General features: G+C 69.5%; 23 protein-coding genes. 17 read left to right on the plus strand and 6 right to left on the minus strand.

Annotated elements, in window-relative coordinates:
- Window positions 1-13: 13 nt before the first annotated feature.
- Both ACGFH6_RS36060 and ACGFH6_RS36065 read left to right on the plus strand, forming a co-directional pair.
- On the plus strand, window positions 14-2,653 hold the full coding sequence (locus tag ACGFH6_RS36060) for a phosphoenolpyruvate carboxylase (protein WP_393393336.1): 2,640 nt from the start codon (window positions 14-16) through the stop codon (window positions 2,651-2,653).
- Window positions 2,653-3,459 (plus strand): biotin--[acetyl-CoA-carboxylase] ligase, encoded by an 807-nt coding sequence (locus tag ACGFH6_RS36065; RefSeq protein WP_393393339.1) that lies wholly within the window; start codon window positions 2,653-2,655, stop codon window positions 3,457-3,459. Before ACGFH6_RS36060 ends, ACGFH6_RS36065 begins: the two co-directional genes overlap by 1 nt.
- Here the strand turns inward: ACGFH6_RS36065 and ACGFH6_RS36070 are convergent.
- The 3 genes from ACGFH6_RS36070 to ACGFH6_RS36080 all read right to left on the minus strand — a co-directional run bounded on the left by ACGFH6_RS36070 (window position 3,445) and on the right by ACGFH6_RS36080 (window position 6,451).
- Window positions 3,445-3,990 (minus strand): MOSC domain-containing protein, encoded by a 546-nt coding sequence (locus ACGFH6_RS36070; protein WP_393393341.1) that lies wholly within the window; start codon window positions 3,988-3,990, stop codon window positions 3,445-3,447. The two genes, ACGFH6_RS36065 and ACGFH6_RS36070, sit on opposite strands and share 15 nt — an antisense overlap.
- Window positions 3,990-4,901 carry a helix-turn-helix transcriptional regulator gene (locus tag ACGFH6_RS36075; protein ID WP_393393344.1) on the minus strand — a complete coding sequence of 304 codons (912 nt, stop codon included), beginning with the start codon at window positions 4,899-4,901 and terminating at the stop codon, window positions 3,990-3,992. Before ACGFH6_RS36075 ends, ACGFH6_RS36070 begins: the two co-directional genes overlap by 1 nt.
- A gap of 155 nt (window positions 4,902-5,056) precedes the next feature.
- Window positions 5,057-6,451: an OFA family MFS transporter gene (locus tag ACGFH6_RS36080; protein ID WP_393393347.1), complete on the minus strand. Its 1,395-nt coding sequence runs from the start codon at window positions 6,449-6,451 to the stop codon at window positions 5,057-5,059.
- Window positions 6,452-6,603: 152 nt separating this feature from the next.
- Here ACGFH6_RS36080 and ACGFH6_RS36085 point away from each other — a divergent pair, with 152 nt between their 5' ends.
- Window positions 6,604-7,227, plus strand: a complete 624-nt coding sequence (locus tag ACGFH6_RS36085) for a PH domain-containing protein (RefSeq protein WP_393393350.1) — start codon at window positions 6,604-6,606, stop codon at window positions 7,225-7,227.
- Window positions 7,228-7,234: 7 nt separating this feature from the next.
- Here ACGFH6_RS36085 and ACGFH6_RS36090 read toward each other — a convergent pair whose 3' ends face one another.
- Both ACGFH6_RS36090 and ACGFH6_RS36095 read right to left on the minus strand, forming a co-directional pair.
- A complete protein-coding gene (locus tag ACGFH6_RS36090; RefSeq protein ID WP_393393353.1) occupies window positions 7,235-8,446 on the minus strand; it encodes a GNAT family N-acetyltransferase in 1,212 nt (403 codons plus the stop codon).
- Window positions 8,447-8,501: 55 nt separating this feature from the next.
- The gene (locus ACGFH6_RS36095) at window positions 8,502-9,056 is read right to left on the minus strand and encodes a GtrA family protein (RefSeq protein WP_393393357.1); all 555 of its coding nucleotides are present in this window, start codon (window positions 9,054-9,056) and stop codon (window positions 8,502-8,504) included.
- A 143-nt stretch (window positions 9,057-9,199) separates the two neighbouring features.
- Here ACGFH6_RS36095 and ACGFH6_RS36100 point away from each other — a divergent pair, with 143 nt between their 5' ends.
- The 3 genes from ACGFH6_RS36100 (at window position 9,200) to ACGFH6_RS36110 (ending at window position 12,177) form a co-directional block, all read left to right on the plus strand.
- The gene (locus tag ACGFH6_RS36100) at window positions 9,200-10,372 is read left to right on the plus strand and encodes a 5-(carboxyamino)imidazole ribonucleotide synthase (RefSeq protein ID WP_393393360.1); all 1,173 of its coding nucleotides are present in this window, start codon (window positions 9,200-9,202) and stop codon (window positions 10,370-10,372) included.
- Between the two features lie 11 nt (window positions 10,373-10,383).
- Complete coding sequence (gene purE / locus ACGFH6_RS36105) at window positions 10,384-10,887, plus strand: 5-(carboxyamino)imidazole ribonucleotide mutase (protein WP_393393363.1); 504 nt, start codon at window positions 10,384-10,386, stop codon at window positions 10,885-10,887.
- A gap of 75 nt (window positions 10,888-10,962) precedes the next feature.
- On the plus strand, window positions 10,963-12,177 hold the full coding sequence (locus ACGFH6_RS36110) for an MFS transporter (protein WP_393393366.1): 1,215 nt from the start codon (window positions 10,963-10,965) through the stop codon (window positions 12,175-12,177).
- A gap of 80 nt (window positions 12,178-12,257) precedes the next feature.
- Here ACGFH6_RS36110 and ACGFH6_RS36115 read toward each other — a convergent pair whose 3' ends face one another.
- On the minus strand, window positions 12,258-13,595 hold the full coding sequence (locus tag ACGFH6_RS36115; RefSeq protein WP_393393370.1) for a UDP-glucose dehydrogenase family protein: 1,338 nt from the start codon (window positions 13,593-13,595) through the stop codon (window positions 12,258-12,260).
- Between the two features lie 125 nt (window positions 13,596-13,720).
- Here ACGFH6_RS36115 and ACGFH6_RS36120 point away from each other — a divergent pair, with 125 nt between their 5' ends.
- The 11 genes from ACGFH6_RS36120 (at window position 13,721) to ACGFH6_RS36170 (ending at window position 24,847) form a co-directional block, all read left to right on the plus strand.
- Window positions 13,721-14,884 (plus strand): acyl-CoA dehydrogenase family protein, encoded by a 1,164-nt coding sequence (locus ACGFH6_RS36120; protein ID WP_393393373.1) that lies wholly within the window; start codon window positions 13,721-13,723, stop codon window positions 14,882-14,884.
- A 187-nt stretch (window positions 14,885-15,071) separates the two neighbouring features.
- The gene (locus ACGFH6_RS36125; protein WP_393393377.1) at window positions 15,072-17,336 is read left to right on the plus strand and encodes a N,N-dimethylformamidase beta subunit family domain-containing protein; all 2,265 of its coding nucleotides are present in this window, start codon (window positions 15,072-15,074) and stop codon (window positions 17,334-17,336) included.
- 265 nt (window positions 17,337-17,601) lie between these two features.
- Entirely contained in the window at window positions 17,602-18,225 is a 624-nt protein-coding gene (locus tag ACGFH6_RS36130; protein WP_393393379.1) for a hypothetical protein, read from the plus strand.
- Between the two features lie 51 nt (window positions 18,226-18,276).
- Window positions 18,277-19,176, plus strand: coding sequence for a LysR family transcriptional regulator (locus ACGFH6_RS36135; protein ID WP_393393382.1), 900 nt, complete (start codon window positions 18,277-18,279; stop codon window positions 19,174-19,176).
- Window positions 19,177-19,292: 116 nt separating this feature from the next.
- Window positions 19,293-20,126 (plus strand): MBL fold metallo-hydrolase, encoded by an 834-nt coding sequence (locus tag ACGFH6_RS36140; RefSeq protein ID WP_393393384.1) that lies wholly within the window; start codon window positions 19,293-19,295, stop codon window positions 20,124-20,126.
- A complete protein-coding gene (locus ACGFH6_RS36145) occupies window positions 20,123-20,476 on the plus strand; it encodes an extracellular solute-binding protein (RefSeq protein ID WP_393393386.1) in 354 nt (117 codons plus the stop codon). Before ACGFH6_RS36140 ends, ACGFH6_RS36145 begins: the two co-directional genes overlap by 4 nt.
- Window positions 20,416-21,426, plus strand: coding sequence for an extracellular solute-binding protein (locus tag ACGFH6_RS36150; protein WP_393393388.1), 1,011 nt, complete (start codon window positions 20,416-20,418; stop codon window positions 21,424-21,426). Before ACGFH6_RS36145 ends, ACGFH6_RS36150 begins: the two co-directional genes overlap by 61 nt.
- Window positions 21,423-22,310 carry a carbohydrate ABC transporter permease gene (locus ACGFH6_RS36155; RefSeq protein WP_393393391.1) on the plus strand — a complete coding sequence of 296 codons (888 nt, stop codon included), beginning with the start codon at window positions 21,423-21,425 and terminating at the stop codon, window positions 22,308-22,310. Before ACGFH6_RS36150 ends, ACGFH6_RS36155 begins: the two co-directional genes overlap by 4 nt.
- Window positions 22,303-23,145: a carbohydrate ABC transporter permease gene (locus ACGFH6_RS36160; RefSeq protein ID WP_393393394.1), complete on the plus strand. Its 843-nt coding sequence runs from the start codon at window positions 22,303-22,305 to the stop codon at window positions 23,143-23,145. The genes ACGFH6_RS36155 and ACGFH6_RS36160 overlap by 8 nt, the downstream gene beginning before the upstream one ends.
- Window positions 23,142-24,194, plus strand: a complete 1,053-nt coding sequence (locus ACGFH6_RS36165; RefSeq protein ID WP_393393397.1) for an ABC transporter ATP-binding protein — start codon at window positions 23,142-23,144, stop codon at window positions 24,192-24,194. The genes ACGFH6_RS36160 and ACGFH6_RS36165 overlap by 4 nt, the downstream gene beginning before the upstream one ends.
- Window positions 24,191-24,847: an HAD family hydrolase gene (locus ACGFH6_RS36170; protein WP_393393399.1), complete on the plus strand. Its 657-nt coding sequence runs from the start codon at window positions 24,191-24,193 to the stop codon at window positions 24,845-24,847. The genes ACGFH6_RS36165 and ACGFH6_RS36170 overlap by 4 nt, the downstream gene beginning before the upstream one ends.
- Window positions 24,848-24,854: the final 7 nt, after the last annotated feature.

Below are 24,854 nucleotides of genomic sequence, written 5' to 3' on the forward strand. Positions count from 1 at the left end.
AGGGTGGGCGAACGTGACCGAGACCGGTAGTCAGGCAACCGCGCGCACCCGTACCCGCGCACGTTTCGAAGTCCCCGAGGAGCTCCGTGCCGACGTACGGCTGCTCGGCGAACTGCTCGGACGTGTCCTCGTCGAGTACGCCGGACAGCCGCTGCTCGACGACGTGGAGAAGCTGCGCGAACTCACCATCGCCGGCGACGGCGCCGCGGCCGAGCAGCTGGTGGCCTCCTGGCCGCACGAGCGGGCCGAGGACGTGGCCCGGGCCTTCACCTGCTACTTCCACTTGACCAACCTCAGCGAGGAGCTGCACCGGGCCCGCGTCCTGCGCGAGCGCGACCGCGCGGGTGACGCGCCGGCGGTGTCCGAGCTGGCCCAGGCGGTCGAGCAGATCGCCCGGGACAGCGGCGAGCAGCAGGCCCGCGCACTGCTGAACGGGCTGGAGTTCCGCCCGGTGCTGACCGCCCACCCGACCGAGGCTCGCCGCCGCGCCGTACTGGCGACGATCCGGCGCATCTCGTCGTTGCTGGAGGAGCGCAGCGACCCGCGCGCCGGCGACAGCGAACTGGCCGAGAACCGGCGTCGCCTGATCGAGCAGGTCGACATCCTCTGGCGTACGTCGCAACTGCGCACCAGCCGGCCGTCGCCGCTGGACGAGGTGCGGTCCGCGATGGCGGTGTTCGAGGAGACGCTGTTCGATGTGGTGGGCAACGTGTACCGCCGCCTCGACGACGCGCTGGCCGGTGACTCGGCCGGGACCAGGCCACCGGTGGTGGCGCCGTTCGTCCGGCTCGGTTCATGGATCGGCGGCGACCGCGACGGCAACCCGAACGTCACTGCCGCGATCACCCGCGAGGCGATGCAGATCCAGGCCGACCACGTCCTGCGGGCGCTCGAACAGGCCACGGACGAGCTCGGCCGGGCCCTGACGCTCGACGCCGCGACCACACCGCCGTCCGCGCCGGTGCGCCGCATCCTGGAGGACGCCCGGGCGGTCAACCCCGATCTGATCGCGGACATCGAGACCCGCTCGCCTGCCGAGCCTCACCGGCAGCTCCTGCTTCTCGCCGCGCGCCGACTGGCCGCGACCCGCGCTCGCGACGCCGACTTCGGCTACCCGCGGGCGGCCGACTTCGCGCACGAGCTCAAGGTGCTGCAGGACTCGCTGGTCACCGCAGGCGCCCCGCGGCAGGCGTACGGCGAGCTGCAGCAGCTCATCTGGCAGGTGACGTCGTTCGGGTTCCACCTGGCCGAGCTGGAGGTCCGTCAGCACTCGTCGGTCCACACCAAGGCCCTGGAAGAGGTGCTGGGTGGCGGCGAGCTGTCCGACCAGACCGAGGAGGTGCTGGCGACGCTGCGGGTGATCGGTCAGATCCAGCAGCGCTTCGGCCCCGAGGCCTGCCGCCGGTACGTCGTCTCGTTCACCCGGAACGCCGGTGACCTCGCGGCCGTCTACGAGCTCGCGGACGCCGCGATGGACGGTCGCCCGATCGAGCTGGACGTCGTACCGCTGTTCGAGACCGGTGAGGACCTGCAGAACTCGGTGGAGGTGCTGGACAACGCGATCCAGCTCACCCGCGTCCGGCACCGGCTCACGGCCAACGACCGGCGCTTCGAGGTCATGCTCGGGTACTCCGACTCTGCCAAGGACGTCGGACCGGTGTCGGCGACGCTGGCGCTGTACGACGCCCAGGCGCGCATCACCGCGTGGGCGCAGCGCAACGCGATCCGGCTGACGCTGTTCCACGGTCGTGGTGGTGCCCTCGGCCGTGGCGGTGGTCCGGCGAACCGCGCCGTACTGGCGCAGGCTCCTGGATCGGTGGCCGGCCGGTTCAAGCTCACCGAGCAGGGTGAGGCGATCCCGGCTCGCTACGGCAACGCTCCGATCGCGCAGCGGCACATCGAGCAGGTGACCGCGGCGACGCTGCTGGCGTCCACACCTGCTGTCGAGGAGCGGGCGGCCGTGGCCGCGGACCGGTTCGCCGTGATGGAGAAGACGCTCGACGAGGCGGCGCGTACGACGTACCACCGGCTGGTGAAGGCGGATGGCTTCGCGGACTGGTTCGGCCGGGTGACTCCGCTGGAGGAGCTCGGTCAGCTGCCTCTCGGCTCGCGTCCCGCCCGTCGCGGTGTGGCGGTCTCGTCGCTGGAGGACCTGCGGGCGATCCCGTGGGTGTTCGCCTGGTCGCAGGCGCGCGTGAACGCACCGGGCTGGTACGGCCTCGGGTCCGCGCTGTCGGCCGTCGGTGACGTCGCCGTACTGCGGGACGCGAACCAGAACTGGCCGCTGTTCCAGGTGATGCTGGAGAACGCCGAGATGTCGCTGGCGAAGACCGACCGGCGCATCCTCGGGCGCTACCTGGAGCTGGGCGACCGGCCCGACCTGACCCAGCTGATGCTGGACGAGCACGAGCTGACCACGGAGTGGGTGCTGCGAGTGCTCGACCAGGACCGGCTGCTGGCCGGGCGTCGCGTGCTGGGCCGTGCGGTCGAGCTGCGGAACCCGTACGTCGACGCCCTTAGCTACCTGCAGTTGCGGGCGCTCCGGACGCTGCGTACCGATGACTCCCTCGACGAAGACCAGATCGTCCGCACCAGGCGGCTGCTGTTGCTGACCGTCTCGGGCGTCGCCGCCGGCCTGCAGAACACCGGCTGATGTTCAGCGACCTGGATCGGCCGCCTCTCAATGCACGCTTTCTGGCCGGGCGGCTGGTGCGACCTGGCTCGTTCTGGACGCAGATCGACGTACTGGAAGAGACGGAGTCGACGAACGCTGTTGTCGCGGCGGCTGCGAGTGCTGGGGCTCCAGAGGGGCTGGTGGTCGCTGCCGAGCACCAGTCGTCCGGTCGCGGGCGGCTGGGGCGCACGTGGACCACTCCGGCCCGGTCCGCGGTGCTGATGTCGGCTCTGCTGCGCCCAACGGGTGTGAGCCCTGCGCGGTGGCCTTGGCTGGGGCTGCTGGTGCCGTTGGCCGTGGCAGCCGCCGTACGACGGGTTGGCGAGGTCCCGGCGTTGGTGAAGTGGCCGAACGACGTACTGGTCGAGGATCGGAAGCTTGCGGGCATCCTGCTCGAGCGCGTCGAAGGTCCGGCCGCTGTGGTCGGCATCGGCCTCAACGTGACGCTGCGCGAGGCCGAGAAGCCTCATCCAGCCGCGACGTCCCTTGCACTGGAGGGCGCCGCGACCACCGACCGCGCTACCGTCCTGGCCGCCGTACTGCGCGAGCTGTCCACGCGCTACCAGGCGTGGGTCGCCGCGGACGGCGACCCGGACACGATCCTCCCGGAGTACCACGAGCTCTCCGCCACCCTGGGCCGGTCGGTCCGCGTCGAACTCCCCGACGGCACCTACCTCGAAGGCACCGCCCGCGACCTGGCCGACGACGGCCGCCTCATCATCGACACCCCCGAAGGCCCCCGCCCCCTGGCTGCCGGCGACGTCACCCACCTACGCGCGGGTTGAGATCTCGCCGATGGTCCGGCCGTGGCTCGGGCGGTGGACGACGGTGATGCGGTTGCCGGGCCGGACCGAGCCGGTGGAGAGCACCTTGAGGTAGGCGCCGACGCGGCCGGTCGCCACGAAGCTGCGATGGAACTTTGGGATCCCCATCCGGGCGGACAGGTTGCCGCACGGGTCGCGGGGCGACCGGACCTCGACGAGGATGCCGGTCTTCGGGCCGCCGATCCGCCAGCGTTCGCCGATCCGGGCGCCGGTGATGTCGAGGCCGTGGGTGGTCAGGTTCTCGCCGAACAGGCCTGGTGGGATCTCGCGATCCAGTTCGGCGGACCACCAGTCGGCGTCCTCCTCGGCGTACGCGTAGAGGGCCTTGTCCGGGCCGCCGTGGTACCGGGTGTCGCACTGCTCGTCCCCGGCCAGCCCGAGTTCGGTGACTGCGACCGTTCCGCTGACCGGGCGCTTGTCGATCGCCGTCCAACGGGTCGGGCCGCGGATGAGTTCGTGGACGACGTTGACCGCCAGGAGTCGCGCGGACATCAGCGGGACTGGGTGGTGATCCAGCGGATGGGGTCGCCGCCGTCGAAGTCGTCGCGCCCGGCGTCGTGGAGGGCGCCGGCGACGAGGGTACGGCGGTACGACGCGAACGTGATGACGTGGGCGATCATCGCGCCGGCCGTGTAGACCTCGACGTTCTCGCCCGGGCACACGATCAGTTCGTCCAGGCGGTCCTGTGCGCAGAGTTCGCCGATCTCGGCCGCGAACGCCGGCCCGACCTCGTCGAGGCGGCGGCGCATGCTCTGCACGCTTTCGCGCTGCTCGACGGAGAAGTCGTACTCCTGACCGGCCAGCGCCGCGTGCCACATGCCCAGCTGACCGATCAGCCGGGACAGCAGCGAGCGGAGGGTCGGATCGGCGTCGATGCCCTCGACCGAGATCTCGATCCTGGTGTCGAGCTGCTCGTCGGTCAGCGTCCCGGCTTCGTCGAGCATCCTGCCCAGGAGCCAGACGTGGTGGTCGACGATCGTGCGGAGAAGATCCATGGAGCTCACCTTGTCCCTGGCCGGCACGCGCAGGCCGTTCGGCGGATGGAAGTGGATGCCACTCGGCGCGTCGATCCGGATCCGGTCCGGGCGGCCACGCCAAGCCGCCGGTGGTACGCCGTACGCCCGGCGGAAGGCACGGGTGAACGCCTCGTGGGATCCGTACCCGGCCTCGACCGCGACGTCGAGGATGTGCCCCGGCCCGGTCAGCAGCCGGTACGCCGCCCGCTCCAGCAGGATCCGGCGCCGGAAGGCCCCCGGCCGCTCGCCCGCGGCCGTCGCGACCACCCGGTCGAGATGCGACCGGGACAGCCGCACCCGGGCGGCCAGGTCGGAGGCCTTCGCCTCAGGGTCGTCCAGCGCTTCGGCCAGTACGTCGACGAAGGCGGCGAACACGTCGGTGCTCATGCCACCATCGTGCCGCCGCCTGCGTCGTAGTACTTGATCGTTTTCGCTGTTTCAGCTGGTGAAGATCTTGACTGCGGTGATCAGGGTCTCGATCACGCCGTACCCGAGCAGCACGGCGACCAGCAGCCAGGAGACCACCAGGCGCGGGGTCTGGTTCATCGTGATGCCTCCACGGTCGTCTCGGAGCTTTCGTGGAACTTGTCGGCGACCGCCCGGATCAGCAGGTTGGCGACGAACCCGACGGCCAGCACGCCGACCATCGTGAACAGCGCCGGCCGGTACGCCGCGGCCGTCAGCGTGCCGGGCTTGCCCTCCCGGTCCAGGAAGCCGTTGATGATCAGCGGCCCGGCGATGCCCGCCGCCGACCACGCGGTCAGCAGCCGGCCGTGGATCGCGCCCACCTGGTAGGTGCCGAAGAGATCCCGCAGGTACGCCGGAACGGTCGCGAAACCACCGCCGTAGAACGAGATGATCACCGCGGCCAGCAGGACGAAGATCGCCGTGCTGTTGTGCCCGACGGTGGCGAGCAGGAAGTAGGCGATGATGCCGACGCCCAGATACATCATGTAGATGGGCTTGCGGCCGATCACGTCCGACGTGGTCGACCAGCCGAACCGGCCGGCCATGTTGAAGATCGACAGCAGCCCGACGAAGCCGGCCGCCGCGGCGACCGCGACGCTCGACTTGCCGTCGTCCCCGCGGAAGAAGTCCTGGATCATCGGGCTGGCCTGCTCGAGGATGCCGATGCCCGCGGTCACGTTGCAGAACAGGACCACCCAGAGCAGCCAGAACTGCGGGGTCTTGATCGCGTTCGCGGCGGACACGTTCGCGGTGGTCACCATGGTCTTCTGCTTGACCGTCGCCGGGTCGAAGCCGTCGGGGACCCAGCCGTCGGCCGGCACCCGGATGTTGAAGACGCCGAACATCATGATCGCGAAGTAGACGATGCCGAGGGTGAGGAACAGCCCGACCAGCGCGCCGCCACCGGCGACCGACGTACTGACGTCCGGGTCGTAGCCCGAGTCGTACAGGCTCAGCAACTGACGCGACAACGGGCTCGCGACCAGCGCGCCGCCGCCGAAGCCCATGATCGCCAGTCCGGTCGCCAGGCCCGGACGGTCCGGGAACCACTTGATCAGCGTGGACACCGGCGAGATGTACCCGATGCCGAGGCCGATGCCGCCGATGAAGCCGTACCCGAGGTAGACCAGCCAGAGCTGCCCGGTGCCGATGCCGAGGGCACCGACCAGGAACCCGCAGGCCCAGAAGCAGGCGGCGACGAACATCGCCTTGCGTGGGCCGTTGCGCTCCACCCAGGTGCCGCCGACGGCGGCGGACAGGCCCAGCATCACGATCGCGATGCTGAACACCACACCGACCGCGGTCTGGCTGGTGTCGAAGTGTTTGACCATCGACGTCTTGTACACGCTGGTCGCGTACGCCTGGCCGATACACAGGTGGACCGCCAGTGCAGCCGGCGGGATCAGCCAGCGGCTGTACCCCGGTGGTGCGACGGTGTGCTCCCGATCCAGTACCGACAAGATGCCCATCACGGCTCCTTCTCTCGGCCCCCCAGGGTGTTCGGATGCTTACCCCTCGCGCATCTTCGCGGACTGTATGCACTTTGTGAAGTGTTAAACCACTTTTTCGGCGAACGTGTCGGGGCGGGACAACCGAACCCGGGAACTGTGACACTGGGGGCATGGCGATCTCGGCGAAGTTGTTGGGTGAGGACGAGTACGTCGTCGTCAGCACCCGGACGCACTGGAAGGCGCTGATCTTCCCGGTGTTCCTGCTGCTGGTGGTGGCGGGTGCGGGCGGGTTCCTGGCCGCGATCGTGCCGTCGGGGTCGCTGCAGACGCCGGGCCGGATCGCGATCCTCGCGGTCGGCGTGGTGATCCTGGTGGCGTTCGCGCTGAAGCCCTTCCTGAACTGGTTCTTCTCGACGTACACGGTGACGAACCGGCGGCTGATCACCCGGCACGGCATCCTGACCCGGACCGGCCGGGACATCCCGCTGATGCGGATCAACGACGTCTCCTACGAGCACGGTCTGGTCGACCGGATCCTCGGCTGCGGCACCCTGCACATCGAGTCCGCGGGCGAGCGCGGTCAGGTGGTCCTGCCCGACGTACCGCATGTCGAGCACGTCCACCTGCAGATGTCCGACCTGCTCTTCGGTGGGCCTGAGGGCCGGCCGGGCGACGGCATCCTGTCCGACGAGGATCCGCCGGAGCACATGCGCCGCCGGCCGCAGCAGGAGGAGAAGCGGTCGACGTCCGACGACGGCGAGACGCTGTTCAGCTCCGACGACGGCGACCGTTAGGCGCTGATCAGAAGATCTCGAGGCTGACCGGGAGGACCGGCCAGGCGAACGCGGCAGTCGCGGCGTCGATTGCACCCGGAGTGTGCTCGGTGACCCGGCCGGTCGCCGCGAATTCGGCGAGCGGACGACCGCCGAGGTACGCCGCGCCGAGCTCGGTCACCGACAGGCTCAGGTCGGCGGGGTCCTCGGTCCGCTCACACCGGACCTTCGGGCCGTCCGCGGTGAGCCGGAAGCGTCCGGTGTTCGCCGGGATCAGCTCGTCGGTCACGTCGAGCACCAGGTCCACGGGGACGGCGTACCGGCGTTGCCCGAGGGCACGGACGACGTCCGTCACCCGAACCCAGAGCGATTCGTTCACCCGCCGGTTCAGCGCGGTCGGGGTGACGACCAGTTGCTGCAGTGGCTCGTCCATGGCCGCGTACCCGTAACCGAGCGTGGCGGCCAGATCGAGCGTCAGCACGTAGTGCCACAGCGCCTTGTACGCCGCTGGGGTGAGCGCGACCAGCTCCTCCAGCATCACTTGGTTGGCCGGACCCGTGGGACCCCACTCGAGCTTGCCGCGCCACAGCGCGTACCCGTCGATGGTCCCGGTCTCGTCGCGGTGGACCAGGATCTGGCGGGCCGTCCGGCCGTCGCGATCGTCCTTCTTGTCCTGGAGGTGCCCTTCCCACCGGAGCTCCGACCGGCCGGACACACCGGGTCGCCGTTCCTGCAGACTCCGCAGGATCGGCGCCAGCTCCTTGATCGCCTCGTCCGCGGCCAGCTCGGTGATCTCTCCGGGACGGATCCGGACGTCCGGCGGCCCGACCCGGCGCAGGTCGATCTCGTACGACGTACCCCAGGCGGCGGCGCCGTACCCGAACCGTCCGTAGATGCCCGGCTCGCTGGCCCACAGCACCGCGATCGCTTCCGGCACCTCGCGCAGCTGGCGGACGATCAACTCCGCCATGACGCCCCGGCGGCGGTGAGTCGGCCGCACCCCGACCCCGGTCACGTGCGCGGCGGGCACCACCGCACCCGGCACGGACAGATCACGGGTCAGCGCTCTCGTGGTGCCGATGATGGCCGGCCCGTCGGTCGCGACCAGTGCGCGGTCCGGCTCGAACAGCCGCCGGCTCAGATCGTCCGGCGACGGATCGAACATCATCGCCCCGCCGAACACGGCCTGCACGTCGTCGTACTCCCCGTCCACCGCCGGACGCACGTCAAAGTCGGTCACGTCCGCATCCTCACACGACCGGCCGACGGAACCAACGGCCTTTCGGCCGCAGAGGTCAGCGGACGGCGGGTAGGTCGCCGGTGTTCTCCGGGTCGAGCGCGGCGGGGGAGTCCGGGGTGTGCTCGGCCTCGTCGAGTTCGATCTCCTCGCGGAAGACGAACTTGCGGTACGACCAGAAGCGGAACAGGGTGCCGAGTCCGAGGCCGACGAAGTTGGCGGCGATGTTGTCGGACAGCCAGCTGTGCAGGTCGAGCACGTAGCGGGAGAAGGCCAGGCAGCCGGCCGCGATCAGCAGGCCGATCCCGTTCAGCACGAAGAACAGCACGTACTCGCGGTGCAGCCCGCTGCGCTCACGGTGCTTCCAGGTCCAGTACCGGTTCCCGAAGTACGTCGCGACGGTCGCCACCGTGGTCGAGATCAGCTTCGCCGTCAGCGGCTTGTGGTGCAGCATGCCCTCGCCGGAGTCGGCGAGCACCAGCGGGTTGTTGAAGACCAGCCAGTTGTAGATCGGCAGATCGACGACCAGACCGAGCAGACCGACAAGACCGAACTTGGCCACTTCGTGGACCAGGTGCTCGACCTGGCCGTAGAGCTTCGTGACGAGCTTCAAGGTCTCCGGAACCTTCTGTGATCACACCGCGACGGGAGGGCAGCTTCCCACGGTACCCGGCGAACGGTCTGGTTCCGAAATCGCCCGCGCGCCGCGGTGGCCCCCTGCAGGCGGGTTGTTGTATGGACATTAGGCTCCAACCTGTGAAGTTCGAGCGGAAGGACCTCCCGGCCGGCACGCCCGTGGTCGGCATGGTCGGCGGTGGACAGTTGGCCCGGATGACGCAGGAGACCGCGGTCGCGCTCGGCATCCAGCTCCGGGTGCTGGCCGAGGGCCCGACGGTGTCGGCGGCCCAGGCGGTCGCGGACGCGCCCGTCGGCGACTACAAGGACCCCGAGACGGTACGCCGGTTCGCGGCGGAGTGTGACGTGGTCACGTTCGACCACGAGCACGTGCCCACCGACCTGCTGCACACGCTCGAGGCCGACGGGGTCAAGGTCCACCCCGGTCCGGACGCCCTCGTCCACGCCCAGGACAAGGCGGTCATGCGCCGGCGCCTCGATACGTTCGACGCACCGTCGCCGGCCCACCAGGTGGTCGAGACGCCGGCCGATATCGCCGACTTCGCCAAGCGGGTCGGCGGATTCCCGATCATCCTGAAGACCACCCGCGGCGGGTACGACGGCAAGGGCGTCTGGTTCGTCGACGGCCCGGACGACGAGGCGGTCGCGGCCGCGTTCGGCAGCGGCGTACCGATCCTGGCCGAGGAGAAGGTGGACTTCGTCCGCGAACTGTCGGCGATCGTCGCCCGTTCGCCGCACGGTCAGGCGGTGGCGTACCCGATCGTCGAGTCGGTGCAGAAGGACGGCATCTGTGTCGAGGTCACCGCACCCGCTCCCGGTCTCGCGCCGGACAAGGCCGCTCAGGCGCAGCAGACCGCGTTGAAGATCGCCGGCGAGCTCGGCGTGGTCGGGATCCTCGCGGTCGAGATGTTCGAGGCCCGCGACGGCCGGCTGCTGGTGAACGAGTTGGCGATGCGCCCGCACAACACCGGCCACTGGTCGATCGACGGCGCGGTCACCTCCCAGTTCGAGAACCACCTGCGCGCGGTGCTGGACCTGCCACTCGGGTCGCCCGCCGCACGGGCGCCGTACACGGTGATGGTCAACGTGCTCGGCGGCGACGTCGAGGACATGCACCGTGGGCTACTGCACTGCCTGGCTCGCGACCCCGGGTTGAAGGTCCACTTCTACGGGAAGTCGGTGAAGCCCGGACGCAAGGTCGGCCACGTCACGGCGTACGGCGACGACCTCGAGGAGACCCGGGAGCGCGCCCGGCACGCGGCGGCGTACCTGACCGGAACCATCGACGAGTAAGGGATTGCGGCATGAGCGTGGGAATCGTGATGGGGTCGGATTCGGACTGGCCGACGATGAAAGCGGCCGCCGAGGTCTGCGCGGAATTCGACGTGCCCTTTGAGGCAGACGTCATCTCGGCGCACCGGATGCCGGCCGAGATGCTCGACTACGGACGGTCAGCGCACGAGCGCGGCCTGAAGGTGCTGATCGCGGGCGCAGGCGGGGCCGCGCACCTGCCCGGCATGCTCGCGTCGGTGACTCCGCTGCCGGTGATCGGCGTACCGGTGCCGCTGAAGTACCTGGACGGGATGGACTCGCTGCTGTCGATCGTGCAGATGCCGGCCGGGGTCCCGGTGGCGACGGTGTCGATCGGGAACGCCCGGAACGCGGGCCTGCTGGCGGTCCGGATCCTGGCCGCGTCCGACGAGAAGCTGCGGGACCGGATGATCGCCTTCCAGGAGTCGCTGGCCGACCTGGCCCGGGCGAAGGGCGCCACGGTGCGTGACGGGGCGACAGAGCTCCGTAAATCCTGACGATGTAATTGTTTTCCACAGGCCGGTCAGGGTAGATCGTGAGATCCCAACCGATGTCGTCTAAGGTCGTCGATCGTGACTCCGCCCGCTGAACCGGATACGCAGCGCATCCCGGTCCGTTACTGGATCTGGCTGTTCGGTGCTGCCGTGTCCCTCCTCGGCGACCTGACGATGACGTTCGCCATCGGATGGTCGGCCAGCCAACACGGTGGCCGTATCGCCGGACTTGTCCTGCTCCTGGCCGCCGCGCCACGGGCCGCCCTGCTGCTGGTGGGCGGTGCGGTCGGCGACCGCTTCGGCGCCCCCCGCGTGCTGCTGGCCAGTTGTGCCGCGATGTTCCTGCTGACGGTGGCGCTGGTGCCGGCCACCCTGGCCGTCGGCGAGCCGATCTGGCTGCTGCTCGGGCTGGCGCTGACCGTCGGCGTGATCGATGCGTTCTTCCTGCCGTCGTCGCGCTCGATGCCCCGGCTGCTCGTCCCGCCGGAGCAGGTCCCGCGCGCGCTGGCGAGCTTCCAGGTCACCGGCGTGGTCTTCGCCGTGACCGGTACGGCGGTCGGCGGTGTCCTGGTCGGCTGGGCCGGGCTCACCGCGGCGGCGGGGTTCGACGCCGTCACCTTCGCGGTGATGATCGGCGTACTGCTGCTGCTCCGGAACACGATCAGCCCACCCCGGCGGATGCAGACCGGCATGTTCCGGTCGATCGTGGACGGGATCAGGGTCGCCTTCGGCCGGCCGCTGACCCGGGCGCTGCTGATCACGATGACGGTCGCGGCCGGTCTGCTGATGCCGTTGGACGCGCTGCTCTTCCCACTGCTCGCCCGGTCGCACGGCTGGGACGCCGCGACCGCGGGTCTGCTGGTGGCGAGCCGGAGCCTCGGAGTCGGGGTGATCGCGTTGCGCATCCTGTTGCGCGGCGCGTTTCCCCGGCCGGGGATCTTCGCCGCCCTCGGACTGCTGGTGGCGGCCGCGGGTCTGCTCGGCCTCTCGTTCCTCGATCCGTTGCCGCTGGCGTTCGCTGCCGGCGTGCTGAGCGGGATCGGCGTCGGTACGTTCACCGGCCACGTGCTGCCGATGCTGATGAACTCGGTCGAGCGCGACTACCAGTCCCGCCTGCAGTCCGTCGTGGTGCTCTGCCAGAGCCTCGCGCTCGTGGTGATGAACCCGGTGCTCGGCAGCCTCGCGGAGTCGGTGGGCATCAACGGCGTCTGCCTCGGCATCTCCATCGCCGCCGCCCTCACCGGTCTCGTCGTACTGACCCGCCCCGTCCTCCGCGACGCCACCGTCACCTGACGCCGGTGGCTAGCGGGTTGTTCGCTCGCTGACCGGTTCTAGGCCGCCAGTGATGAAACAACCCGCCAGCGGGCCGGCGGTTACGGCTTGCCGGGGGCGCGGTAGATCCAGCCGGCGGCGCGCCATTTCGCCGCGTCGAGCAGGAGACGGGCGTCGATGATCGCCGGCGCGGTGACGACTCCCCGCAGTGCGGCCGGGTCGAGCTCGCGGAACTCGGGCCACTCGGTCAGGTGCAGTACGGCGTGAGCGCCCTCGCACGCCTCCGTGGCGGAGCCGGCGTAGCGCAGCGTCGGACGGACCTTGCGGGCGTTCTCCATCGCCTCCGGGTCGTAGACCGTGACGTTCGCGCCGTGGAGCTGGATGCGGCCGGCGACGTCGAGGGCCGGCGAGTCGCGTACGTCGTCGGTGCCGGCCTTGAAGGCGGCCCCGAGGACGGTGACGTTCCGGCCGACCCACTCGCCGCCGAGCACCTCGTGGGTGACGTCGACGATCCGGGCCCGGCGGTGCTGGTTGATGTCGTCGACCTCACGCAGGAACGTGATCACCTCTTCGACCCCGAGCTCACCGGCGCGGTGCATGAATGCGCGCAGGTCCTTCGGCAGGCAGCCGCCGCCGTACCCGGGACCGGCGTTCAGCATGCCGCGGCCGATCCGCTTGTCGTAGCCGAGCGCGTCGGCGAGCTGGGTGACGTCGGCACCGGTCGCGTCGGCCAGCTCGGCGAGTGCGTTGATGAACGAGATCTTCGTGGCCAGGAAGGCGTTCGCCCCGCCCTTCACCAGCTCCGCGGTCGGCCGGTTGCACACGACGACCGGCGAACCCTCGGCGATGGGGGTGGCGAAGACCTCGCGCAGCTTGGCTTCCGCGGTCGCCGACTCCACGCCGAATACGAGCCGATCCGGGTGCAGCGTGTCGTCCACGCCGTGCGCCTCACGGAGGAACTCGGGCTGCCAGGCGAGCTCGATCGCCGTACCGGCCGGGGCCTCGGTGTGGAAACGGTGCTCGATGTGCTTCGCCGTACCGACCGGGACCGTCGACCGGCCCACCACCAGGGTCGGCCGGGTCAGCAGCGGGGCCAGCATGTCGACGACCGAGTTGACCTGGGACAGGTCGGCCGCCTCGCTGCCCTCGAGCTGCGGGGTGCCGACGCTGATGAAGTGCACGTCGGCCCAGTCCGCGATCTCGCGGTAGTCCTTGGTGAACCGCAGCCGGCCGGAGTCGGTGTGCTTCTTCAGCAGCGGGTCCAGACCGGGTTCGTACAGCGGCGCTTTGCCGTCGTTCAGCAGCTTCAGCCGGTGTTCGTCGATCTCGACCCCGATCACGTCGAAACCGAACTCGGCCATCCCCGCGGCGGTGTTCGCGCCGAGGTAGCTGGTGCCGATCACGGCGATCCGCAGGGGGCGGGAGGTCGCTTCACTCATGTCCGGGACTCTACCCACCGCGGTTATCAGCCGGTGACCGGCTCATGGCCACGGAGTCTCCGGGCCGTGCGCTGTTGGTCACTTTCGGCTCCCCGCGGACGGGCGTACGTCGTACAGTGCAACTCGTGAGTAACTCATTCGACCTGTACGCGCTGTCCGAGGAGCACGAGGCGATCCGGGCCGCGGTCCGCGACGTCTGCGACGCCAAGGTCGCCCCGCACGCGGGCGATGTGGACGAGCTGGCCGAGTTCCCGAAGGCGTCGTACGACGCGCTGAAGGCGTCGGACTTCCACGCGCCGCACATCCCGGAGGAGTACGGCGGCGCCGGGGCGGACGCGCTCGCGACGGTGATCGTGATCGAGGAGGTCGCCCGCGCCTGCGCCTCGACCTCGCTGATCCCGGCGGTGAACAAACTCGGCTCGCTGCCGCTGCTGCTGTCCGCGTCGGACCAGGTCAAGCAGCGCTACCTGCCGCCGGTGGCCGCGGGCGACGCGATGTTCTCGTACTGCCTGTCCGAGCCCGAGGCCGGCTCGGACGCGGTCTCGATGAGGACCCGCGCGGTACTCGACGGTGACTCGTACGTGCTGAACGGCGTGAAGCGGTGGATCACCAACGCCGGGGTCAGCGACTACTACACCGTCTTCGCGGTGACCGACCCGGACGCGCGGTCTCGCGGGATCTCGGCGTTCGTCGTCGAGAAGGCCGACGACGGGGTGTCCTTCGGTGCGCCGGAGAAGAAGCTCGGCATCAAGGGGTCACCGACGCGCGAGGTGTACCTCGACAACGTCCGGATCCCCGCCGACCGGATGATCGGCGACCCCGGCACCGGGTTCGCCACCGCGATGGCGACGCTGGACCACACCCGGGTGACGATCGCCGCGCAGGCGCTCGGGATCGCGCAGGGCGCGCTCGACTACGCGCTCGGGTACGTCAAGGAGCGCAAGCAGTTCGGCAAGGCGATCGCCGAGTTCCAGGGCCTGCAGTTCATGCTCGCCGACATGGGCATGAAGATCGAGGCGGCCCGCCAGCTCACGTACTCCGCCGCCGCCCGCTCCGAGCGCAACGCCGCCGACCTCACCTACTTCGGCGCCGCCGCCAAGTGCTTCGCCTCCGACGTCGCGATGGCCGTCACCACCGACGCCGTCCAACTCCTCGGCGGCTACGGCTACACCCACGACTACCCGGTCGAACGCATGATGCGCGACGCCAAGATCACCCAGATCTACGAAGGCACCAACCAGGTCCAGCGCATCGTCATGGCGAGGCAGCTCCTGAAGGGCCTCGGCTGACCACGTTCCCGATACGCCTCAGGGCTACGTAAAAAACTTTCCTGATCTTGTAACGGACGGGTGGTCTGGACCGATATAGGCCGCGAACGGGTAGGGATCGACTGTTCACGCGTCGGGCCCGGCCCGGATCTGAGGCGTGCGCGGAACCGCTGGCCCGGATTGTCGAGCAAGGTCTGAAAGGGTCTCCATGTTCCGCAAGTTGATGGCGTCTGCTGTCGTCGTCCTGGTGGTGGCGTCAGCCACGTTGTTCGTTCTGCGGTCCGCGGACGCGGCCGGCGCCAATGTGGCCATCACGGCGACCAGAGCCTCGAACGGTACGACGACCGTGACGTACCAGGCGAGCGTGCTCCGGGCCGGGACCGTGCGCGACATCGTCGTCTCGATTCCTTCCGGCTCGACCGGGCAGATCACCTCGGTCAACGGGACGATGAGCACCGTGTCACCCGGCGTACTGAGGTGGCGGCCCAGCAAGACCGTGACCGTTGCCGTCGGCGCCCGTTTCTCCATCCCGTTGTACGGGCTGCGGTTGCCCGCCGGCGGGCCGTGGACGCTCAGCTTCAAGGCGACCGGAACGGCCGGGCAGATCCTGACCTCCGGCACTGGGGTCCTTCAGCCGATCAAGACCTACACGGCCGATGTGCGCATCACCGCGACCAAACCGATTCCCGGTCAGACGACGACGCTGACCTACTCAGGTACTGTGACGCGGGCCGGCGTTCTGTCTTCTGTGCGCATGCAGCTGCCGGCGGGATCGCGCGGTGCGATCACCAGCGTGAACGGAACGCTGAGGACATCGAGCGGCTATGTGATCTGGACGCCCAAGGCCCCCATCAACGTTGCCGCCGGCGCGCGCCTGGGGATTCCGATCTACGGACTTGTGCTGTCCAAGTACGGCGGTGTCCTCACCCTCGCCATGTCCGCCCAGACCTCGACAGGAACGTTGCTGCTGTCCGGGTCTGGCACCATCTCGTTGATCGCTCCGCCGGCCGCGATGCCGGCGGTGTCGGCGGCGGGCTTCGCGGCTGTCCCGGAGGGATGCCCGACGAGCTGGCCGACGACCGCCGCGGAGAACGCGAAGCCTGGTGACGACGAGTGGGTCATCCCGACGTCGATGAACGGCCCGCTCGCGGCGTACCTCACCGAAGTCTCGGCGACCTGTGGCGACACCGTTGACCTCAAGGTGACCTCGGGCAAACCGGTCAGTGTTGTGGCCTACCGGATGGGCTACTACCAGGGCCTCGGTGCCCGTGAGGTCTGGCGGCAGGACGACGTACCGACCGTCGTGCAGGCGGCACCGACCACGGGTGGCACCGCCAACGGGAAAGCGTTGCGGATGACGTCCGCGGCGAACTGGACCAAGACGCTGACCCTTGCCGTGGACAAGGACTGGATCCCTGGCACGTATCTGATCAAGGTCAGTGATGGCCAGTACGCGTCGTACGCACCGCTGACCGTCAGGGACGACACCGGGACCAAGCACGCCCTGATGATCCAGCAGGCGACCGCGACCTGGCAGGCCTACAACTCCTACGGTGGCTTGGGTTTCTACTCCGGGGGTGTGGCCGGAGGTTCCGGTCGGCTGACCTTCGATCGTCCGTACAACGAGGGCCAGGGGTCGGGGCAGTACCTGACGCTGGAGCAGGGGCTGGTGTTCTGGGCCGAGTCGAAGGGTCTCGACGTCACGTACTGGACCAACAACGACCTGGACGAGTTCGGCGGTCAGCTGCCTGCGCGGGCCGGGACGATCTTCCTGCCGGGGCACGACGAGTACTACTCGCTGCGGATGCGTGCGGCGCTGAGTCAGGCGATCACTCGTGGTGTGAATGTGGCGAATCTCGGCGCGAACACGGCGTACCGGCTGATCACGTTCACCGACGACAGCCGGCGGGCGTGGGACATCGACCGGTACACCGACGGCTACAACTCGACAACGTGGCGGTACCAGGGCGATGCCTATGCCTCGCAGCCGCTGCTCGGTGCGGAGTACATCTGTCCGGTGCTGGGACAAACGCTGACCACGGGGACGAGCTGGATGTTCGCGGGCGTCCCGGCAGGCACGGCCCTGCCAGGGTTCATCGCGGGCGAGGTCGACTACGTCTGGCCAGGGCTGTACAAGCATCCGGGGCTGACCACGATCGCGAGCGGTACCGGCAACTGCCACTCGAACAACCAGGCCGTGCCGATGCACACGACCGCCTATACCGCACCGTCCGGTGCCCGGGTGGTCAACGGCTCGACGTTCGCCTACGGCTGCTTCCTCGTCCGCCGCTGCCCCTCCAACTGGACAGTTCCCGCACCGTCCCTGGCCTCGCAGCAGGCCGTCGGCGCGATCGTCGGCAACATCACCGAGTGGGTCAGCAAGGACACCATCCAGGTGCCGGCCGACACCACAGCCGCGGCGATGCGCGTCGCCCCACCGAAGCACCACCTCCTGACCAACACCCAACCCTGACCAGGCTGAACGGAACACTCAGCTGACGGTTGATCGTCGGGACCGAGTACGTCGTTCCCGGTGACGCCTTGCCCGTGAGCGGGTTCAGCGACCCAGGCGCCGGCGTGTCCGCACGCCGGCGCCTTTGCGGAACCGGTGTCTCCCGCTGAGGTCATCCGTGCCGGGGGAAGCGTGTGTGCCGGGGGCGGCTCTACGGTCGGCGGGTGAGGGTGGTGTGCACGTGATAGGTCACGCGCTGGTTTCCGTTCGGAGGCCGGCCACCCGGGTGGGTTGGGACCGCGCGATCGCGGTGGGGTTCGCGGTGGGGTCGGCCTGTTTCCTCATCGGACCGTTCCCCGGGTTCGTCCAGCTGGTGGGGGCCGCGGCGGACGGTGTGGTCTTCTTCGTCGGCTCGATCTTCTTCACCCTCGCCGCAGCCATGGAACTGCGGGAGGGAACCGTCCGGCGCGGGCATCGCTGGGGTCGCGACCCGTCATGGTGGAGTGCCGCGGTTCAGTTCATCGGCACTCTCCTGTTCAACCTCAGTACGTTCTCCGCGATGCAGGAGAGCCTGTCGACGCAGCAGGAGAACCGGCTGATCTGGACGCCCGACGTCTTCGGCTCGGCATGCTTCCTCGTGTCCGGCTGGCTGGCCTACCGGGTCACGGCCGGACCTGGGCTGCGCCCGAAGCGCCTGGACCGGGAGTGGACGACGGTCGCCGTGAACCTGCTCGGATGCGTCCTGTTCGGGATCTCGGCCATCGCCTCGTTCGTCGTACCGTCCACCGGTTCGATCCTCGACCTGGCCGCCGCGAACTGGTGCACCGCACTCGGCGCCCTGTGCTTCCTCATCGGTGCCGTCCTGAGCCTGCCCCGTTCGTCAGATGCCCGCCAGGTTGCCACGACCTAGCTCCGCCGGACCGGTCTCCTGTTGTTCACGTGGTTCGGTTTGCGTGGGGGCATGGAGTTGCGGCAGCTGGAGATCTTTCGGGCGATCGCCGAGGAACTGCACTTCGGCCGGGCGGCGGAGCGGATGTTTCTGGCGCAGGCGTCGGTGAGCCAGCAGTTGCAGCGGTTGGAGAGCGACGTCGGCGTACGGCTCGTGGACCGCAGTTCGCGGACAGTACGGCTGACGCCGGCGGGCAAGGTGTTCCTCGCCGAGGCCGAGCGAGTGCTGTCCGCGGCGGACCACGCCGTACATCGGGCCCGTGAGGTCGCGGCCGGCCGGTACGACGCATTGCGGATCGCCACCAACTACCCGGCCAGCCGGCTGTTGCTGCTCCCGTTGCTCGAGGACCTGCGTGCCCAGAACCCGGGCCTGGCCACGATGCTGCGGGAGATGGGTTCGCCGGAACAGCTCCGGGCGTTGCGTCGCGGCGACCTCGACCTCGCGCTCGTCTACGGGCCGGTCGTCGTTCCCGGGGTCACCAGCGCACACCTGCTCGACGTACCGGTCGTCGCGATGGTCCGGCCGGGACACCCGCTGGCCGGGCGCGAGCGACTGCGGTACGACGAGGTGCTCAGCTTCCCCAGGATGACCGGATACCAAGGCGGTGGCACCGTGATCGAGGAAGCCCTCGTCGCCACCGCGGCCCGCTACGGAACCGAGTTGCCGCGGACGCCGAGCACCACCGAACTGTCGGGCTACCTGCTCGAACTGGAGACCAGCGACGCGATCGGCTTCTGCTCGCTGCCCCGTGCGGAGCAGCACCGGGCGAACGGCGTACACGTGCTCCGGCTCGCCCCGGCCGAGCCGAGCCTGCCAATTCACGTGGCCTGGAGCGAGTCGGCCGATGAACCTCTGGTGAACAGCACGGTCGCACAACTCGTCCGCCTGGCCGAGACCGTGCGTAAAGCCTGATCACCGATCGGCCGCACCGATCGGCCGATCACGAATCGGTCGTTGATGACGGCCGGAGACCCGTCCGAGCATGGGTCCGCGACGCCGCCCCGGGCGTCCCGGATCGAGAGCGGTTCATGGACCTTCATCCCCTCGGCATCATGGCCGGTATGCCCGCCGGCGGCCACGCGAGCAGCGGCTACCTCGTGCGCGACGGCGACATCGCGCTGCAACTCGACGCCGGCCCCGGTACGGCGCTGCGCCTCGGCACCGTCAGCCCGGCGAGCCTGCCCGACGCGGTCGCCATCACCCATCTGCACTCCGACCACGTCTACGACCTGCTGCCGTTGGGCAAACTGCTCCTCCGCCGCCGGATCCGCCAGACCGACGAGAGCGCGGACCTCGAACTCGACGAATCTGTCCCACGGACGCCGTTGTTCGTGCCTCGTGGATCCACCAAAGTGCTCGAGTCGCTGGCTGGGCTCTTCCCGGTGACCACTCATCCGTTGCTCGATCGCGCCTTCGACGTCGCCTTCGCCGTCCATGAGTACGAGCCCGGCGAGACAGTTGCCGTCGGCCACCTCTCGGTCCGGTTCGAGCTGCTCCGCCACGCCGCCCCGAACTGCGGTATCCGGGTCGAGTCCGCGCGGACGAGCCTGGTCTACACCGGCGACACCGGAGTCACCGACACTCTCCCAGTCCTTGCCGCAGGCACCGGACTCTTGCTGAGCGAGAGCACGCTGCGGGAATCCGACCGCAGCGGCCACGGCCACCTCAGCTCGCGTGACGCCGGCCGGGCCGCGGCCGACTCCGGGGCCGCTGAACTCGTCCTCACGCATTTCTCGTCGACCGATCCACTCGACCTCGAGTGGCACCGCGAACGTGCCGCCGGCGAGTTCGGGGGACCGGTCCGGATCGCCGATCCCGGTCACCGCATTCCCGTCGTACCGACTCGAAAGGTCTCCGCATGAAGCGCCTTCACACCGTGTCCGCAGCAGTGCTCGGGGCCGGCACGCTGCTCGGCCTGGTCGCCTGCTCGCCGGCCGAGCAGTCCGGCTCGGCCGCTGCCGGCCACACCACCATCACTTTCACGTCGTACAACTACGGCACCCAGGGCGCGGCGGGTACCGGCACCCAGGCTCTGCTGGACCGCTTCGCGCAACTGCACCCCGAGATCACGGTGAAGCCGCAGGGTGTGGCGACCGCCGACGTTCTCACCAAGACCAAGGCCGCCGTCGCGGCAGGGGCGGCACCGGACGTGTGCAGATCGGGTACAGCAAGCTCGCCGAAGCATTCGAGACCCTGCCCACGCAGTCACTGAAGTCCGTGGCCGGCAACGACTGGGACGCGTCGGTCAAAGGCATCGAGCAAGGCTTCCTCACGGCCGGGACCTCCGGCGGTGAGGTCCGTGCGCTGCCGTACACCGTCTCGGTGCCGACCCTGTTCTACAACGCCGATCTGTTCAAGCGCGCGGGCCTGGATCCGGCGCACCCGCCGACCACGATCGACGAGGTCCGCACCAGCGCCAAGGCGATCGTCGCCGCCGGTCATCACGGCGTGTACTTCGGGATCGTCGACCCAGGCAAGTCGGACTACCTGACCCAGTCGGTGATCGACTCGGCCGGCGGCTCGCTGATCGGCGCGAACGGTTCGGTGGCGCTCGACTCCGACCAGGCCGTCGCGGGGCTCGAAGCCGTGCAAGGCCTGACCACCTCGGGCCTGCAGCCCGCCGTCCGGGTGGAGGACGCGCTGAGCGACTTCGCGAAGGCCAACCTCGGCATGTTCGTCGTCAGTACGGCGCTGTCCGGTCAGCTCGAGGCCGCGGCCAAGGGCAAGTTCGAGCTGCGCAGCACCGGGTTCCCCGCGTTCGGCCGGTCGGTCCCGCGACCGACCTTCTCCGGGGCCGGCCTGATCGTGCTGAGCAAGGATCCCGCGAAGCAGGCGGCGGCCTGGCAGTTCGTGAAGTTCCTTACCAGCAAGGAGGGATACACGATGATCACCAAGGACCTCGGCTACCTGCCGCTGCGCGCCGACATCGTGGCCGACCCACAGTACCTGGGCAAGTACTTCGAGGACCACCAGCTGCTGCTTCCGCCGCTGAAGCAGCTCGCCGCGGTGAGCCCGTACCAGTCGTTCTCCGGACCGCGGGCCAACCAGGCGGTGGTGATGATGCAGGACGACGCGATCGAGCCGATCGTGATGCGCGGGGCGGACGTCCGCTCGACCCTCGGCACGACGGCCGGCCGGATCCGCGACCTGGTCGGTCAGTGAGCACTCAGGCGACCACTCGTACGACGCCGCGCAGCGGGTGGGGCTACCTCGCCCCGCTGCTCGTCGCGCTCGGGGTGTGGATCTACGGGCCGGCGCTGGTCACCCTCGCACTGAGCTTCGCCGACTGGCGTCTCACCGACGCCCCGAGCTGGTCCGGACTCGACAACCTCCGCGCCGTGCTCGGCGACCGCGACTTCGTCCGCTCCGCGGTGCAGACCGTACTCTACGCGCTCGGGCTGTTGCCGTTCGCAACGGTCGTACCGCTCGGCATCGCGACCATGCTGTGGATGCGTCCCGGGCGCTCCGCGCTGGTCTACCGATCGCTGCTCTTCCTTCCGGTCATGATCGCCCCCGTCTCCGCAGCCGTGGCGTGGCGGTTCCTGCTCAACCCGCTGCAAGGCCTGCTGGCCAGGGTGCTCGAGGCGATGGGTATGCCGCCGGTCGACCTCCTGGGCTCACCGTCGACCGCACTGCTCACGATCGTCGTGATCACGGCCGCCCGGGTGACGGCGTTCAACATGCTGCTGTACGGCGCTGCGCTGTCGGGGCTCGACCGGCGGCTGCTCGAAGCGGCCCGCCTCGAACGGGCGAGCACGTGGGAGACCATGCGGTTCGTCGTCCTGCCACAGCTGGTCCGGCCGACCATCGTGCTTGCTCTGCTCAGCCTGGTACTGGCCGGGCAATGGCCCTTCACGAATGTCGCGGTGCTCACCCAGGGCGGTCCCGACCACACGACGGACTCCGTGTACTACCGCATCTACACGCTCGGCTTCGGCTTCTTCCAGATCGGCCAGGCCTCCGCTGCCGCGATGCTCGTTCTGCTCGCGCTCACCGTCGTCGGCGCGGCCGTGCTGCTGGTCCAGCGAGGACGCCGGCATGACTGACCTGCGCCGGACCACCCACCGAACCGTTCCGCTCGCCGCGGCCGGGTGGCACGTCGTCCTCGTCGCGCTGTCCCTGGTGACCGTATTCCCACTGCTGTGGGCGATCCTGACGTCGTTCAAACCGGCGAACGAGGTGTTCGACCTCGCTCCGGTCAGCTCTCATCCGACGATCGCCAACTACACCGACGTCCTGACCCGCTGGCCGGCCGGCGAGCTGATCGGACGCACCGCGGTGATGGCGACCGGCGTCGCCGTCGGGCAACTGGTGATCGCCGTACTCGCCGCCTTCGCGCTCGCGCACGCCCGGCGGCGGGCGCGCTCGGTCGTACTCCTGCTCACGACGCTCTCGCTCGCGATCCCGCCGCAGGCGCTCATCGTTCCGCAGTTCCTGCTCGCGGCTCGGCTCGGCTGGCTGAACACCGAGGCGGGACTCATCGTTCCGCAGCTCGGTTCGTCGGCGCTCGCCGTACTGGTGCTGCTGCAGCACGTCGAGGCGCTACCGCCGTCGCTGACCGCTGCCGCGCGGCTGGAGGGCGCCCGCCCACATGAGGTGCTGTGGCACGTGGTGCTGCCCGGACTGCGGCCGGCGATTGCGGCGCTCGGCATCCTGGTGTTCATCACCACCTGGAACGAGTACCTGTGGCCGTTGCTCATCACTCCCGACGCGCTGCACACCACCGTGCAGGTCGGACTCGCCCAGTTCGAGACGGCCGAGGGCATCAACTACGGCGGCCTGCTCGCCGCCGCCACCCTGACGAGTCTGCCCATCGTGGTCGTGTACTTCGCCGCCTCGCGCCGGATCACCGACGCCTTCCTCACCTCAGGACTGCGATGACCATTCTCTCGTCCCCGCCCCGACCGACGCTCGTCCCGGCCCAGGTCGAACTCGTCGGCGTGACCCGATCCTTCGGCGCTGTTGTCGCTCTGGACGGCGTCGACCTCACCATCCCGGCCGGCTCGCTGACCGTGATCGTCGGGCCGTCGGGATGCGGTAAGTCGACAATCCTGCGGACGATCGCGGGTCTCGAGGTCCCGGACCGCGGCGTACTGCGGATCGGAGCCGACGAGGTGACTATGCGGTCTCCCGGCGAGCGTGACGTGGCGATGGTGTTCCAGGACTACGCCCTGTTTCCACACATGACCGTCGAGGACAACATCTCGTTCGGGCTCCGCCTCCAGGCCCGGCACGACCGGCGGTCGGGGCCGACGCGGCAGCAGATCCGTACCCGGGTCGGCGAAGTCGCCGCACTCCTCGGGCTCGACGACCTGCTGGGACGGCGTCCGGCCCAACTCAGCGGCGGTCAGCGCCAGCGGGTAGCGCTCGCCCGGGCCATCGTGCGCCGGCCCTCGCTCCTGCTTCTGGACGAACCGTTGTCCGCACTCGATCCGCAACTGCGCGCGTCGGCCCGTGCCGAGATCACCCGCCTGCACAGGGAATTGGGTACGACGCTCGTCCTCGTCACGCACGACCAGCAGGAAGCGCTCTCGATGGCGACCCATCTCGTCGTGATGGACCGCGGTGTCGTCGCGCAGAGCGGGAGCCCGGACGAGCTCTACCGGCGTCCGGCCAGCGAGTTCGTCGCCGCGTTCCTCGGCTTCCCGCCGATGAACCTGCACGACCGGGATGGTCTGCGGATCGGCTGGCGGCCCACCGACGGTCAGCTGGAGCCCGGATCGGCCGATGCGTTGCTGATCGAAGGCGTCGTCGAGTCGTGCGAGTACACCGGCGACGGGCAGCACGTGCGGTGCACTGGACCGGACGGCGGATTCACGCTCGTGCAGCGCGAGGGCGAGCGGTGGCTCGTGCCCGGCGACAGCGCGCGCGTCGCGGTTCCGACCGAACGCCTGCATCGCTTCGGCCCCGACGGCACGCGGCTGCCATGAGCAGTACGACGGTGGGCGTCGTGTGGTCCGACTTCGGCGGCGTACTGACGCCACCTGTGGCGCAGGCCGCGGAACGGGTCGCCGCCGCGAGCGGTGTCTCGTGGCCCGAACTGGCCGCGGCCGCCGAGCAGGTCGCGGGCCGGCTCGGCCTGCACGGACTGGGCCCGCTCGAACTGGGAATCCTGTCCCAGCGCGAGTGGGCCGACCGGCTCACCGCGTGCCTGTCCACGACGCCGCGCATCGACCTGCGTCAGTGGGACGAGTACTGGTACGCCGATCGGCCGGTCGGCCAGGCCTTCCTCGACGAACTGCAGCGCATCGCCGGTCACGGCGTACCGGTCGGTCTCCTCACCAACAGCGTCGCCGAGTGGGAACCCCATCGCGCCCGCATGCTGGCCGGACAGGAGGTCTTCACCGCGACGGTGAAGTCCCACGAGATCCGGCTCGCCAAACCGGACTCCGCGATCTTCCGGTACGCCGACACCGTCCTGCCGGCACCGGACCGACAGCGCGCACTACTCATCGACGACGACCCCGCCAACTGTGCGGCCGCCGAACACCACGGGTGGCTGACCATCCACCATCACTCGACTCCCGACACCATCGCGCGACTCAGACGGCTGCGATTCACCGCAGCCGGCACCTGGCCGTAGCGCTTCT

It is taken from the genome of Kribbella sp. NPDC049227 (assembly GCF_043197265.1).
Lineage (GTDB): Bacteria > Actinomycetota > Actinomycetes > Propionibacteriales > Kribbellaceae > Kribbella.

Bases quoted from the DNA above. Each gene is read 5' to 3' on its own strand.
- ACGFH6_RS36065 (WP_393393339.1), top strand. From the start codon at position 2,653: ATGTTCAGCGACCTGGATCGGCCGCCTCTCAATGCACGCTTTCTGGCC.
- ACGFH6_RS36070 (WP_393393341.1), bottom strand. From the start codon at position 3,990: ATGTCCGCGCGACTCCTGGCGGTCAACGTCGTCCACGAACTCATCCGC.
- ACGFH6_RS36075 (WP_393393344.1), bottom strand. From the start codon at position 4,901: ATGAGCACCGACGTGTTCGCCGCCTTCGTCGACGTACTGGCCGAAGCG.
- ACGFH6_RS36080 (WP_393393347.1), bottom strand. From the start codon at position 6,451: ATGGGCATCTTGTCGGTACTGGATCGGGAGCACACCGTCGCACCACCG.
- ACGFH6_RS36085 (WP_393393350.1), top strand. From the start codon at position 6,604: ATGGCGATCTCGGCGAAGTTGTTGGGTGAGGACGAGTACGTCGTCGTC.
- purE (WP_393393363.1), top strand. From the start codon at position 10,384: ATGAGCGTGGGAATCGTGATGGGGTCGGATTCGGACTGGCCGACGATG.
- ACGFH6_RS36115 (WP_393393370.1), bottom strand. From the start codon at position 13,595: ATGAGTGAAGCGACCTCCCGCCCCCTGCGGATCGCCGTGATCGGCACC.
- ACGFH6_RS36125 (WP_393393377.1), top strand. From the start codon at position 15,072: ATGTTCCGCAAGTTGATGGCGTCTGCTGTCGTCGTCCTGGTGGTGGCG.
- ACGFH6_RS36135 (WP_393393382.1), top strand. From the start codon at position 18,277: ATGGAGTTGCGGCAGCTGGAGATCTTTCGGGCGATCGCCGAGGAACTG.
- ACGFH6_RS36140 (WP_393393384.1), top strand. From the start codon at position 19,293: ATGGACCTTCATCCCCTCGGCATCATGGCCGGTATGCCCGCCGGCGGC.
- ACGFH6_RS36145 (WP_393393386.1), top strand. From the start codon at position 20,123: ATGAAGCGCCTTCACACCGTGTCCGCAGCAGTGCTCGGGGCCGGCACG.
- ACGFH6_RS36160 (WP_393393394.1), top strand. From the start codon at position 22,303: ATGACTGACCTGCGCCGGACCACCCACCGAACCGTTCCGCTCGCCGCG.
- ACGFH6_RS36165 (WP_393393397.1), top strand. From the start codon at position 23,142: ATGACCATTCTCTCGTCCCCGCCCCGACCGACGCTCGTCCCGGCCCAG.
- ACGFH6_RS36170 (WP_393393399.1), top strand. From the start codon at position 24,191: ATGAGCAGTACGACGGTGGGCGTCGTGTGGTCCGACTTCGGCGGCGTA.